10 protein-coding genes are annotated in these 13605 nt (G+C 37.9%); 3 read left to right on the top strand and 7 right to left on the bottom strand.

Going from position 1 to position 13605, the window contains the following annotated elements; all coding sequences use genetic code 11:
- Positions 1 to 7: 7 nt before the first annotated feature.
- From J7I90_RS11140 to J7I90_RS11120, 5 genes are all read right to left on the bottom strand, one after another.
- A complete protein-coding gene (locus tag J7I90_RS11140; RefSeq protein ID WP_214771563.1) occupies positions 8 to 700 on the bottom strand; it encodes a hypothetical protein in 693 nt (230 codons plus the stop codon).
- A 1327-nt stretch (positions 701 to 2027) separates the two neighbouring features.
- Positions 2028 to 3431: a decarboxylating NADP(+)-dependent phosphogluconate dehydrogenase gene (gene gnd, locus J7I90_RS11135; RefSeq protein ID WP_214771561.1), complete on the bottom strand. Its 1404-nt coding sequence runs from the start codon at positions 3429 to 3431 to the stop codon at positions 2028 to 2030.
- Between the two features lie 77 nt (positions 3432 to 3508).
- Positions 3509 to 4855, bottom strand: a complete 1347-nt coding sequence (locus J7I90_RS11130) for a GntP family permease (protein ID WP_214771559.1) — start codon at positions 4853 to 4855, stop codon at positions 3509 to 3511.
- Positions 4856 to 4873: 18 nt separating this feature from the next.
- A complete protein-coding gene (gene gntK, locus J7I90_RS11125; protein WP_214771557.1) occupies positions 4874 to 6418 on the bottom strand; it encodes a gluconokinase in 1545 nt (514 codons plus the stop codon).
- Entirely contained in the window at positions 6411 to 7142 is a 732-nt protein-coding gene (locus J7I90_RS11120) for a GntR family transcriptional regulator (RefSeq protein WP_048687535.1), read from the bottom strand. Before J7I90_RS11120 ends, gntK begins: the two co-directional genes overlap by 8 nt.
- Positions 7143 to 8417: 1275 nt before the next feature.
- On the opposite strand from J7I90_RS11120, the gene J7I90_RS11115 reads away from it, so the two are divergent.
- On the top strand, positions 8418 to 9344 hold the full coding sequence (locus J7I90_RS11115) for a cation diffusion facilitator family transporter (RefSeq protein ID WP_214771555.1): 927 nt from the start codon (positions 8418 to 8420) through the stop codon (positions 9342 to 9344).
- 498 nt (positions 9345 to 9842) lie between these two features.
- Positions 9843 to 10022 (top strand): hypothetical protein, encoded by a 180-nt coding sequence (locus J7I90_RS11110; RefSeq protein ID WP_214771552.1) that lies wholly within the window; start codon positions 9843 to 9845, stop codon positions 10020 to 10022.
- Between the two features lie 117 nt (positions 10023 to 10139).
- Here J7I90_RS11110 and J7I90_RS27775 read toward each other — a convergent pair whose 3' ends face one another.
- Together J7I90_RS27775 and J7I90_RS11105 are read right to left on the bottom strand one after the other, a co-directional pair.
- On the bottom strand, positions 10140 to 10274 hold the full coding sequence (locus J7I90_RS27775) for a hypothetical protein (RefSeq protein WP_285289427.1): 135 nt from the start codon (positions 10272 to 10274) through the stop codon (positions 10140 to 10142).
- A gap of 252 nt (positions 10275 to 10526) precedes the next feature.
- Entirely contained in the window at positions 10527 to 11063 is a 537-nt protein-coding gene (locus tag J7I90_RS11105) for a TetR/AcrR family transcriptional regulator (RefSeq protein ID WP_214771549.1), read from the bottom strand.
- A gap of 241 nt (positions 11064 to 11304) precedes the next feature.
- Between J7I90_RS11105 and J7I90_RS11100 the strand changes: the two genes are divergently transcribed.
- Positions 11305 to 13485 carry an MMPL family transporter gene (locus J7I90_RS11100; RefSeq protein WP_214771547.1) on the top strand — a complete coding sequence of 727 codons (2181 nt, stop codon included), beginning with the start codon at positions 11305 to 11307 and terminating at the stop codon, positions 13483 to 13485.
- Positions 13486 to 13605: the final 120 nt, after the last annotated feature.

The raw sequence follows: 13605 nt of genomic DNA, 5'->3' as shown, positions 1-13605 counted from the left end.
TCGCCTGCTAGATTCTCACAACGGATTTTTTAATGGTTTTACCATTAATGCTTATATATCCTGGCAGCAGGACGTCCATGATGTTCCCGGATATTTTGCTATTGAGGGCCCTTATGTACAAGTCCTCTCTGAAGACCTCATTCATTTTCACTTCCTGTATTTTATATAAAGGGGTATCGTACGTTTTACTGTACTCTTGAAAGAAATACAGAAAAAGGGCGAGCAAAGTCTCTCTTTCCTGCTCCCGTCCATCCATAATCTCGTTTTTGATAAAATCCCACAAAGATGAAATGTTTTCATATTGCACGCCACAGACTATAAATTCCTGCACGGAACCGCCCTTGAAGATTCCTTTCAAGGAACTTTTAGTGGTTTCGGATAATTTTTGAACTGCTTCGTAAAGTTTTTCTGCTTCCCGATAGTCCGCTCTTCTCTTTTGCAATTCATTATAATAGGATTCCATTTTCTCATTTAGATGGTGCATCATTATTTGATACTCACTAATTTCTGCTTTTTTCGAGGCAAGCTCTTGTTGAAGTTTTGCTATTTCATTTTCCTTTTCTTTCAGCAGCCCCTTATGCTCCCCCAATTGAATATACGGGCCCGATTCTGCTATTGCTTGTATCTTTTCAATGACTCTTTCGTCTTGTAGGGAAACCATCAATGCCTCAATAAAACCATCATCCCGTTCCTTATTCATCTTTACACTCCTTTCAAAAGTGTTAACCAACCATACTCGCTCTGTATATATATGAAAAGGTTTGCCCTTTTTCGCCATAGAAAAATCCCCTCCCAGATAGACTGTTAGGAGAATGCAACCATAACTTATATTCCAAGATATCAGTAGTGAGATTACTTATTCCTTATCAAAAATACGTATATAACGTATTAAAGATGAATGAATAATATGATGCTTACTTTCACTTTTCACTATAAAATACTCACAGTGTTCCATCCTTTTTAAGACTTCTTGTAAAACATCCTCTTTTTTACTACTCAAACCTTTTTTTATTTTCTCCCACTTAACATCAGCGTCAAGAGTATAACAAACATAGAATTCCTTTAACAGGTTAATCTTCCCCTTAAATGCTTAGTTTCTTTAACTGTTTTATTGTTTATATCTAATCCAATTCATATTTTTCCTCAATCCGATATACTACCTTATGAGTACCACTTAATAATATTCGGTATGACCATGTTGTTTAAGTGGGTTGAAATAACTAGGGTTAAACCTCCGGATTACTTGATAAGAAAAGGCCTCCCATCAGTAAACTGTGGGAGGCCTTAACCTTTTAAGATATTCACATGTTTGGTGAGCACCGATGATTACATATGCTTCCCGTTCATATTTCAAAAACAAAAAAAGCCCTTCTCGTTTGAGATGGCCTTTAGTTATGCTGTTCCGGCACACTCGCTTAACTATTAAATCGCATATCTTGATGCTAGTGGATTCTCGATGGTTCGCATGCATGTTTGTATGGGAGTTTAAACAAATTATCCATAACAGCATTAACACAATCTTCACAATAATAATTGACGAACTCTCTACCTTGTTCAAAAATTGGTGTCATCGTATCTATGTCAGCCCATTTAAAACAGTAAATACACATTTGCCTCATGATATACCACTCCTTTTCCACGCGGAAATAATTAGAAATATCCAAAAGAAGAATATGTGCCACTTGCCGACATTTTTCAAGAAACGATACTCTTTCATAGTGAACCCTGATTATAAGATTAAGGTAGCAGAGGGGTAAAATGCTATAAACCGATATCATTTATATACCACTTAAACTGAGTATTAAACCTCCCCAGAAAATATTATTCGTTCCCGTCAATCTTTCTCTATTTTGAAGTTCACCCAGAGTTCGAAATAACGTGCCCTAACTAAAATTCCTTTATCAACCACCTGTACCTTTTGTTACATAAGAAAAAAGAGCTGCCAAAGCAACTCTTTTTTGAAGTAAAGTACCTGTTTCAACTTCATAAACGTTAGTAAAAATGACTAATTCCTTTGTCACTTTCCATCACTGCCAGTTCGTGTGAAAAACCCCAGCTAAATCACGTCGCTCATAGGTATGCGCACCAAAATAATCACGTTGTGCTTGCAGGAGGTTAGCATTTGAAATGCCTGTACGATAACTATCGTAATAAGTAAGTGAAGAGCCTAAACATGGAAACGAGATCCCGGAATTTATTCCCTCACAGACAACCTTTCGCAATCCTGCCTGGTAATTTGCAACCTTTTCAGCGAAATATGGTGAAATCAATAAATTGGCCAGATTCGGCTGCTCTTGATAGGCTTCGCTAATGCCATTTAAAAACTCTGCCCGAATGATGCAGCCGCCGCGGAAAATAAGCGCAATATCCTTTAAAGGCAAATCCCAGCCGTTAAGTTCAGAACTCATTTTATATTGAGTGAAACCTTGCGCGTATGCACAAACCTTTCCCATATATAATGCTTGCCTAATATAGTCAATCCACTCATTTTTATCTAATTTTTGCTCAACGTTTTCAGGCCCTGTTAGAATGTTTTCTGCATGAACCCGCTCTTCTTTTAAAGCTGAAATGTAGCGCGCAAACAAAGACTCTGTAATGATCGATGCTGGTATTCCGTTATCAATTGCTTGCATGCTGGTCCATTTTCCGGTGCCTTTTTGTCCTGCTTTATCAAGAATCACATCGATCAAGGGTAAGCCCGTGACTTCATCTTTCTTCCTTAATATTTCTGCTGTGATTTCGATTAAATAACTTTTCAGTTCGCCTTGATTCCATGTTTCAAAGATGTCAGCAATTTCATTAACTTCTAAATGCAGTTTTTCTCTTAAAAACGTATAAGCTTCGGCGATTAATTGCATATCCGCATACTCAATACCGTTATGTACCATTTTCACAAAATGACCTGCCCCTTTTGGACCGATATAGGTACAGCAAGGAGCATCATTTACTTTGGCTGCGATTTTTGTCAGGATCGGAGCTACTTTTTCATAGGCGTCCTTATCTCCGCCTGGCATGATTGAAGGTCCTTTTAACGCACCGACTTCCCCACCGGAAATACCAATTCCTACATAACTGAATCCTTTAGATTTCAATTCATCATATCTGCGTTCAGTATCTTCGTAATGGGAGTTACCGCCGTCCATGATGATATCACCCGAATCAAGATGAGGCAGTAATGAAGTGATCACCGAGTCGATCGCTTTACCCGCAGTCACCATCAGAAAAATCTTTCTTGGCGTTTCCAGTGACTGAACAAATTCTTGGATTTCGTAATACGGATGGATTGACTGACCGTCCAATTCAGCAACAAGCTGATCCGTTAAATCTCTTGTGTAATTATAGACGGCTACTTTTTCTCCTTTATTAGCCATATTTAACGCGATATTACTGCCCATTACCCCTAAACCAATGACACCAATTGTATTGAACATTTTTTCTGCTCCTTCTTATGTAAGAATAATAGGCAGTAAATCCCTGCCATAAGTCGGGGATTTACTGCCGGGAAAGCCTATACAAATAAGCTTAGTAATAGAATGAATCCTAATCCAGCTACTGATATGATCGTCTCAAGCAAAGTCCATGTTGCGAATGTTTCTTTCATGCTTAAGCCAAAATACTCTTTAAACATCCAAAAACCAGCATCGTTAACGTGGGAAGCGATTAAACTTCCCGCTCCTGTAGCAAGTACGACCAGAGCAAGGTTAACGTCCGTCTGACCTAACATCGGAATAACCAAACCAGCTGTCGTCAAGGCAGCAACTGTAGCAGATCCCAATGAAATACGCAGGATTGCAGCGATGATCCAGGCAAGCAGGATTGGTGATAATGATGTTCCCTTGAATAATTCAGCTACATAGTCACCTACACCGCCATCGATCAATACTTGTTTGAAGGCTCCGCCCCCCCCAATGATCAAGAGCATCATTCCGATATGCAGGATCGCTGATGTACATGATTCCATAATATCCTTCATTGGAATCTTTCTTGCCACTCCCATTGAATAGACCGCAAATAATAAGGAAAGCAACATGGCAGTACCGGCTTCACCAATAAAACGGATAGCTGCCAGTAAACCATTATCTTCAAATCCCATCGTTTTTTGCATCAAAGTGATGATCGTAGCAATTGACATTAATATAACCGGAAGTAATGCAGTAAATACACTGATTCCAAATCCAGGTGTTTCTTCAAGTTTAAAAGATTTTTGTTCCCCTAATGAGGCAATGCTGCCTGTTTTCGTAAATGATTCAGGTACTAATCTTTTCGCTATCTTCGTAAATACTGGTCCAGCTAAAATAACGGTTGGAACCGCAATAATGAAGCCGTAAAGTAAAACCTGGCCGATGTCTGCGCCGTATTCACCAGCGATGACGGTTGGTCCTGGGTGCGGCGGTAAGAAACCGTGTGTCACGGATAATGCCGCCACCATTGGAATGCCAAGATACAATATCGAAACTTTTAATTCTCTTGAAATCGCAAATACGATTGGAATCAATAATACTAATCCCACTTCAAAAAATAATGCGATACCGATAATGAATGATGCTGCCACGACTGCCCATTGAATATTCTTTTCACCGAATTTCTTAACAAGGGTCATGGCAATGCGTTGCGCTCCGCCTGAATCTGCGATCAACTTACCCAACATCGCCCCAAGTCCAAAGATTAACGCTAAGTGGCCAAGTGTTCCGCCTAATCCAGCTTCAATGGTTTTGACAATTCCGTCAAGCGGCATCCCAAGGGCTAAAGCCACTCCAAACGATACGATGATCAAGGAAATAAAGGTGTTTAATTTTAAGCCCATTATTAAAATTAATAAAGCGACAATTCCTAAAGCGACAATGACTAATGGCATTGTAATCCCCCCATGTCTTTACTTTGCAGCATTTATTAAGTTTCTTTGATAATTCGCAATCTGTGTATATTCGTTTTCCAATACCCTTGATAGGTTAATGAAAATCGGCAGCAGCTGCCTGTATTCATTTACAGAATCAGCTTTCGGTGTGTGCTTGTGGGTATTGCCTATCATTTCAGAAACCACTTCGAAGGAATCAATTTCCCCAGTTGCATATAACCCTAATATACAAGCACCAAGGCACGAACTTTCGTAGCTTTCTGGAACCACGACTTCCGATTCGAAGATATCGGACATCATTTGCCGCCAAACAGCCGACCTTGCGAAGCCTCCCGTAGCTTGAATTCGGGTCACGGGACCGTCCATGCATTCGGTTAAGGCCAAAAATACGGTGTATAAATTGTAAATGACTCCCTCCAGAGCCGCTCGAATCATATGTTCTTTCTTATGCGACAGCGTTAATCCGAAAAACGAACCCCTTACGTCCGGATTCCATAATGGTGCACGTTCACCTGCAAGATATGGATGGAATAACAATCCATCAGCGCCCGGTCTTACCCGTTCGGCAATCTTGGTCAAGACTTCATAAGCGTCGATTCCGAGTCTTTTAGCTGTTTCCACCTCGGAAGAAGCAAATTCATCGCGAATCCAGCGAAGGACCATCCCGCCATTGTTTACCGGCCCGCCAATCACCCAATGCTTTTCCGTTAAGGCATAGCAAAAGATTCTTCCTTTTTCGTCTGTTTTCGGTTCGTCAATAATTGTCCGAATCGCACCGCTTGTCCCAATCGTGACAGCGATTTCACCTTTCCGGATAGCGTTTACACCTAGATTTGAAAGGACACCATCACTTGCCCCAATGACAAATGGGGTTTGTGGGTCAATCCCGATCTGTTTGGCTAAATCCGCGTCACAGTCGTTAAAGGTCTTTGTTGTCGGTACGAGTTCAGATAATTGATCACGCGTAACTCCAGCAATTCTTAGGGCTTCCTCATCCCAATCCAAGTTTTTGAGATTCAACATGCCCATGGCTGAAGCAAGGGAATAATCGACAACGTATTGGCCAAAGAACTTTTTAAAGATATATTCTTTAATCCCGATATACTTTTTAACATTGGTTGCGATCTCCGGGCGATCATTCACGATCCAGGCGATTTTGGATAATGGTGACATCGGGTGAATCGGTGTTCCGGTTCGCTTGTAAACTTCATGCCCATCTAATTCATCCTTTATTTTATGGGCCCAAGCTTCACTGCGATTATCTGCCCAAGTGATGCAAGCGGTTAGCGGCTGGTCATTTTCATCCATAGCTATAACACTATGCATCGCACTGCTAAATGAAATAAATGTTGGTTTTTTATCTGGATGCTGCTTCGTTATATTTGAAAAGGCTTTCAGAACAGCCTGAAAAATCTCCTCAGGGTCTTGTTCCGCCGTTGTCATATCCGGTGTGTAAAGGGGATAGCCAATATTCTCTTGCTGGATGACATCGCCTTTTTTCGTGAATAATACAGCTTTTGTACTTGTTGTACCGATGTCTACTCCTAACATATAGCTAGTCATTTTCTTGTTCGACTCCTTTTGAAAGCATCTGTTGAGCCATCCATAAGTCTTCAACTTTTCCTTGAACATCATCAAAGTTTTCATGTAACGACTTAATCATGATGTCTCGATCTTTTGTTTTGATCGCATCAATATAAAGTTGATGATTATTTATGATCCGTGTAAAGTCTTCATACTTTTCTTTAAAACGACTGCGCATGGATAGAAGAATCAAACTTTCCATTACAGGTTTTAAATTATCCCAGATCATCAGGATGTAGGAATGATCGATGGAGCGAATGATCGTTTCGTGGAATAGAACATCCTGATAGGAAAACTCATCCGCATCCAAGTATTTTATGGACACCTTCATCATTTCCAATATTTTACTAAGTTCCATTACTAATTCATTCGTGTTCATCCTCACTAGACGTTCAAATACAAACGTTTCAATGAGAATACGTACATCATAAATTTCTGCATACTTTTTTTCTGTTAAACCAATGACAACCGCACCCATTCTTTCTAATCGGATGATATTTTCAGAGGCCAGTATTTTTAACGCTTCACGAACGGGTGAGCGGCTTACACCGAAATCAGCAGCTAATTTGTTTTCAGAAAGGATGGCACCGCTTTCAATCATCCCCGAAATAATACGCATTCTAAGCTCGGATGTAACGCGATCACCAGCTGAAGCTTTTGAAAGCCATTTTACAGGATAAAGAAATTCCTTTGATTCAGCCATAAATTCACCTTCTTATAGAGTTCAAGTACACTTGTATACAAGTATTTTATAATAATGATAATAAATAATGCAAGCTTTTTGAATTCTACCGGATTTTCGCCAATATAATCAAAGTCGAACGTTTTAGAAGTATTTGACTTTAGCGAACGTTGAAATAAAACCCTTATACTCCCCGTTCATAAACGTGTACTTTTACGAATAGTCAATTCAGATTCTCCAACTAAGTAGTCGACTATTGAAATGAACTAAACAAGACATAGATTAACCCCCTATTATAAAAAAACACCACTTTTCCTTAACAAGGTTTGTACATTTTATTTTATCCTCTCAAAAACTTACACAATATAGTTCTATTTTTATTTAAGAGTGGCGTCAGGTACATATCCTACATGATGTACCGCCAGCATTATACAGAACAACGCCATTAATTATCTATATGGTCAATCTACTTTCTGGTGGCGCCCCATACCTGTCACATCTTATTCCGATTAAAAGGTACGTTGTACATAGGAGATTATAAAATTAATAACCTGATACTCGGAATATACTCTTTGCATCCACTCCCACATAGTTTTTCACAAAGATTCAAACTCTTGTTTTAACCTGACCCGTTATTGCCATATGAAAAGAAAAAGGCTGTCTCAGCAACCTCTGTCATTAATCACCGCTAATTTGAACAGATAGTAACATGAAGTTTTTTCACTAAAGAATCGAGGAAACACGCGCCAACTTAGCTTTAATTAAGGTATTTTAATTTCATTGCCAACTTCAAGATTGCAATCTTGACGATCCTTAATTGGAGCTGGAGCTTGAGTTAAATCCGACTCCATACATGATACCTTAACTCCTTTTTATTAATTCGTCTTTTAATTTCATAGGCTCATCTAACTCAATGCTGTAAGGCACTTTTTGCATACAATGTACCTTTTAGTTAACCAACTCTTCAACTCTATGTCCATTTATGTAATAATTTGTATATGCCATCACTGTTAAATCAATGTTTGCAAATTATAATATTTAAAGTAGTTTTAAGTTGTTTAATTATCTTGTTCTAGGCAAATTAGACTAATCGATTTTTATAAACCATAAACCAGTCAAGAACACGAAAGTTTTAGGGTGTATAAACTCTGAACCTTAAGACAAAAATGATACTTGAAAGGTTGGGAGATTATTATGATGTTAAAGAGCAGATAATGGCGATGTTTTCACTTAAAGTAGTCCAGTAGGGGAAACGCTACTATGGCTATTCTAGCTGCAATCCTAGGGGGAAAAAAATTGAATACCGAACAAAGAATACTTCGCGTCTCCATTGGCGTTACCATCTTCGTTGCTTGCTTTGGGATCATTTTCGGCTTGCTATCAGGGTCGTTCTCTATCACCTTTGATGGGTTCTATTCTCTGACCGATGCAATCATGAGTGTCTTGGCGCTCATTGTCTCTAAGTTGATTACCTCGTCCACCGCACCGAATAGGCAGAATGGTAAATTGAGTGAACGCTTCACAATGGGATTTTGGCACTTGGAGCCAATCGTCCTTGGTCTCAACGGTGTCATGCTCATGGGGGCGGCCGTTTACGCTTTGATTAATGCAATTGGTAGTCTTATGACGGGCGGCCGCAATCTCGAGTTCGGATTCGCCATCGTCTATGCCGTTGTGACGATGATCGCTTGCTGTTCTATGGCGATTTTCGAAACACGCGTAAACAAGACACTTAGCTCGGATTTTGTTGCCCTTGACGCTAAGGCCTGGATGATGACCGGTGGCATCACCGCTGCGCTCTTGATTGCGTTTTGCATCGGATACGCTTTTGAAGGAACGAATTTGGAATGGCTTTCACCCTATATTGATCCTGCAGTACTTGTGCTGATCTGTTTGGTGATTATTCCGCTGCCGATTTCAACGGTAAAGCGGGCCTTGGCGGATGTCCTGCTGATCACCCCTCAATCACTCAAGCAGCATGTGGACGAGGTCGCACGGGACTTTGTGAAGCGCTACGGCTTCGTTTCTTACCGAGCTTACGTCGCAAAGGTTGGTCGGGGAAAGCAAATTGAACTATACTTTATTGTGCCTGGCGGGTGGCCGGCAAAATGCCTTGAAGATTGGGACGCAATCCGTGATGAAATCGGTAATGCCATCGGCGAGGAAAGTACTGATAGATGGTTAACAATTGTGTTCACGACCGATGTTGAATGGGCGGACTAAAAACAGGGTAGTGAGCAGGCTTGACCAGGCCAGATCCCATCGGCGGCCTGGTCGAGCCTGGCGATATGCTCGTACGGTGGCAGTATGTTTGTTTAAAGAGCCACGGACCTCATGGGCATTAGGGCTAACCACCACTATCTGCCCACGGTGTTTACTTTAATTGTCACTTGTACGAAGACACAAAGCTAAGTACATTGGGGACATGAATTTGAGTACATAGAGTTATTAATCCACTCCAAACCGCACCAATTCAATCTATAAATGTTTGGAGATACAAATTTATCTGTAAACACAAAGGGGAAGGCAATATCTATATCCTCCCCTTTTTCGAACAACATATATTTTTAATCTTCTTGGTTATTTTACAAAAAAGATTGATTATTTTTGTGATCCTTAATGAACTAACACACCCGTTAGTTCATTAAGAAAAGGTTGCTTCTACAACCTTCCTTATTTATGTAAAGCACGTATTCCCTGATTTTCTTTGAGTGTGGGGTGTTGAGAAAGTATCTCGCTGAAAAGAACGAGACTTATCTTTTTATTCAGCTACCAAAGCCAAGTGAGTATCCAAGTGTTTTAAAAATTTCTGCTGGAGATTACTGGTGTATCCAAAATAACGGCTGGTCTATTGATTCTGCTACTGAAATTTTCAGTGAGGAATGGATATCTGATGACTAGTTTTTTGTTACCGAATCTGAAATTCATGGCAATAATACATTCTATCATCAATTGAAAAAAGAACTTCGAATAAAAAAAACATAGGGAGATTTTAGTCTTCCTATGTTTTCATTCATATTATTTATCTGTTTGTTTTTGCTTCTTTTTCAAATACTCCGCACGTATTTTTTCAAGTTGCTGCTTTTTATCAAATTTGGCAGGCTTCTGTTTTTCATGAAACTTTGTCACAGCTACCTTACCTTTGGTATCCAATTGATATTTCCCCACTTTGTTCACCCACTTTTCTTGTCATTAAAGAGAATCTATTCAACAAATATAATATACCTTATTTTACTGAAGTATACCTTATTACTTTATTGGTGTACTGCTAACTTTGCACATATCAGTAAAAACATTTAGCATAATTTTAAGCAAATTACTCAATGATAATGGTCTTTTTTTATAGTGAATCTCTGTACCCATTAAGGACAATTATTCATAATATTAAGTTACTTTTTAATAAAATTAGGTGACGTTCATACTTTCTAAGATTTGTACAACTTCTTCAGTTGGAATTTTCATATCATCATTTATCCATTTTCGAATTACTTCAATGATCCCTCCTGTCGAATAAGTGAAAAAATATTCTAAATGAGTCTCATTAGCATTTGGTAACTGTTTTTTTATTTCTGCAATTGTTATATCATGAGCAGAATTCAAAACTGTGTTTAGTACATGAGAGCTATTTTTTTCATTAAAAATGATTTTACAGAGCTCCTTATTAATAAGTATCAAATTTAAAAGTTCATTTAGTATATTTTGTTCTCCTGAATTATTAATTGCACTCATCATTTTCTCTATCATTTCTTCTTCAATACTTCTCATTAAATCAAACGGATCATTGTAATAAGAATAAAAAGTGCCGCGATTAATATCTGCTTCTTTGCAAATTTCCGTAACAGTAATTTTATTTAAATTTTTTTCTTGTAGGAGCAGTAAAAAAGCCTCTATAATTACCTTTTTACTATACAATGTTCTTCGGTTTCCTGGTGTACCAACCACGTTTTTCCCTCCTACTTATTAACCAAATCACTTCAATATGTTTTTAAATGAACAAAAAATTAATAAATGACTATTTAATAACAAGTGTTTTCATTTTGCTTATTGTTACCTTCAATTAGCTTGAATATACTATGTCCATGCCATTAAATCAACAAAGTGTTTAATTAATAACTTACCGTTTAAATAATAACTAGTTGTTTTAATGTGTTGTATGTAATATTAGGATGAAAGGAAGCTGTTGATGGCAAAGTATCTTTATAAATTAGGAGAATGGGCGGCAAACAATAGTAAAAAAATAATTGGAGGCTCATTAACAGTTCTCCTTGCGATAGCAATTATTGCAATGAATCTGGGACCAAATTTTTCTGAAGACATGTCTATACCTGGATCAGAATCAGAAAAAGCCCTTCAACTCATTAAAAAGGAATTTCCCTCTAATACCGGAGGCCAAGTACAGTTAGTATTAAAAGCACCTGAAAATAAAACCTTAGATTCTGAAGAGATTAATAAAGTAATTACAGATACATTGAGAGTGATAAAAGAAAAAGATGGACATATTGTTTCTGTAGCAAGCCCATTAGAGTTAGGGAATTTAAGTAAAGATAAGAAAATAGGGTATGCAATTGTTACTTATAATGTAGCAGCAGACAAGGTATCGGAAAAATCAAAGGAAAATATTATTGAAAACATTGAAAATACACGTGATGCAGGTATTCAAACAGAATTAGCTGGTGATGTTTTATTTTCTGAAATGGAAATTGGAGGAATCACAGAAGTAATTGGGGTAATTGTTGCTTATGTTATATTGGCAATTACTTTTATCTCCTTCTTAGCGTCCGGGTTGCCAATTATTACGGCGGTTATTGGACTAGCTATAGGAATTTTACTAATTGTGATTGGAACAAATTATTTGGAAATTACCTCTGTTTCGATAACGTTAGCAGCAATGTTGGGACTGGCAGTAGGCATTGATTATGCTCTCTTTATTATGACTCGTTTTAGACACCAAAGAAAAGAAGGATATTCTGTCCAAGAGTCTGTAGCAATTGCAAATGGAACAGCCGGGAGTGCTGTAGTGTTTGCTGGCATAACAGTCATCATTGCGCTCTTAGGTTTATCTGTTGCAAAAATACCATTTTTAACAATGATGGGTCTATCTGCTGCTCTATGCGTATTATTAGCAATATTTATTGCAATAATTGTGGTTCCGGCTTTTTTAGGTCTGATGGGACATAAAGTGGGACCAGATAGAAAAAATACTTTTTTAAGTAAAATTATTAAAAGCGATAAAAAACAGACCATTTCCGAAAGATGGGGAAATTTTATAGCAAAACGCCCGTGGAGGGTAGCAGTTATTGGAATTATACTTCTTTCTATAATTGCTATCCCTATTTCCCATATGGAACTCGCATTACCAGATAACGGTTCAAAAAATGAAGAGACAACAGAAAGAAAAGCATATGATTTACTTAGCAAAGCTTATGGCCCAGGCCATCATGCAACATTAATTGTAGCCGCTAAAACATCAAGCGAAACAACCAATCCACAAGTAGCATTAAGTGATACTATAGAAGAGTTAAGTGGATTATCAAATGTAAAAAATGTTAGTCCAGCAATTTCTGGACCTTCAGGAGAATGGTATCTTATTTCTATAACTCCAGAGACAGGAGCATCTGATTCAGAAACAAAAGATCTTGTAGACGATATTAGAGAAAAGGCAAAGACCTTGGAAAAATCCGAACAGTTAAAATTAATGGTTACAGGTACTACGGCGGTAAACATTGATATATCACAGAAATTGAGTGATGCATTGCCAATATTCGCTTTATTAATTATTGGATTTTCATTCATTTTATTAGTACTAGTATTCAGGTCTATTCTAGTTCCATTAAAAGCAGTTCTAGGATTTTTACTTTCATTAGGTGCAACATTAGGATTCACTGTATTTGTTATACAAGATGGAAATTTGATTGATTTATTTGGATTTCCCATTGTTAATCCTGTATTAAGCTTCTTACCAGTCATTGTGATAGGGATTTTATTTGGGTTAGCAATGGATTATGAGGTCTTTCTAGTTAGTAGAATGCGTGAAGTATTTACACATACCGGGGATGCACGCGAAGCTGTTCTAGCAGGAATGAGAGATAGTGGTGGAGTAGTAACAGCTGCTGGGTTGATTATGATTTCAGTATTTACTGGATTCATGTTAGCTCCAGATCCAATAATTAAAGCAATGGGCTTTTCTCTCACATTTGGCGTTCTATTTGATGCTTTTGTAGTAAGAATGGCTATTTTACCAGCAGTAATGATCATAATGGGAGAAGCTTCTTGGTACTTGCCAAAGTGGTTAGATAAACTACTACCAAATTTAGATATTGAAGGAGAATCATTTATAAAAGAAATAGAAAGAAAAAGGAAATAAAAGGAGAAAGATGTTACGTTCGAATAAGCATAAATATTATTAACTAATGGGGCTGAAGGAAGTCGATTCTTGTTATTCTTCAGTCCTTTTTCTACATTAAAAGGATAGAATTTGGTTTTA

The sequence above is a fragment of the Bacillus sp. ISL-57 genome (assembly GCF_018613135.1).
In the GTDB taxonomy this organism is placed as follows: Bacteria; Bacillota; Bacilli; order Bacillales; family DSM-1321; genus Peribacillus; species Peribacillus frigoritolerans.
This window is presented reverse-complemented; position numbering and strand designations above follow the sequence as displayed.